The organism is Herbiconiux daphne, assembly GCF_024979295.1.
Classification (GTDB): domain Bacteria; phylum Actinomycetota; class Actinomycetes; order Actinomycetales; family Microbacteriaceae; genus Herbiconiux; species Herbiconiux daphnes.
Genome location: NZ_JANLCJ010000224.1, coordinates 1 through 895 on the forward strand (window position 1 = coordinate 1; position 895 = coordinate 895).

The following is an 895-nucleotide window of genomic DNA, read 5'->3' on the forward strand; positions in this document are numbered from 1 at the left end:
ACATGAAAGTAACTCAACTTTATACACTCATCAATGCAGTAACCAAAGAAGTATTAGGCGATACCGCCGTTGTTAATGAAGACCTGTCAAACGTGGTTGATATTGGCAAGGCTATTATGGACACTCAGAACGGGATTGAAAATTACACCCGCAAACTGGTTGACCATATCGGCAAAGTTATTTTCGTTAACCGCGCTTATGCTGGCGGCGTTCCTTCTGTCCTGATGGATGCTTGGGAATTCGGTTCCATTCTGGAAAAGATTTCTACCGCTCTGCCAGAAGCGACCGAAAATAAAAGCTGGGATTTGCAGGACGGGCAGGAATATAGCCAGGACACTTTCTACCAACCGAAAGTTGAAGCGAAATTCTTTAACTCTAAGGTTACGTGGGAAATTCCGATGAGCTTTACTGAATTGCAGGTTAAATCTGCTTTCTCCAGTGCGGCTCAATTGAACGGCTTTATTTCCATGCTCGTTACCAGTGTAGAAAATTCACTGACCGTGAAAATTGATGCGTTCATTATGCGCGGCATTAATAACATGATCGGCGAAACTCTGGTTTCTGAACTGGCAACCGGGGCGGCGGGTTCTAAAGTAGTTGATTATACTAAATCAGGGGTTCGCGCTGTAAACCTGCTGAAACTGTATAACGACACTAACCCGACCAACAAAGTTAGCGTCGCTTCTGCTATGACCAACCGTGATTTCGTGCGTTTCGCAACGTATCAAATCGGTATCGTCGCCGACCGCATGACCAAAATCAGCAAGCTGTTTAACATCGGTGGTAAAGAGCGTTTCACAGCCCCGGATATGCGTCGCGCTGTACTGCTGTCTGATTTCAGTAAATCAGTAGACACTCTGTCTGCTGCCCTGCTGGAAAATCCCGACCGTATCGC

At 46.0% G+C, this 895-nt stretch carries 1 protein-coding gene; it reads left to right on the forward strand.

The features are described from left to right. On the forward strand, positions 1-895 hold an 895-nt coding region (locus N1032_RS24260), incomplete at both ends, for a phage major capsid protein (RefSeq protein ID WP_259543046.1).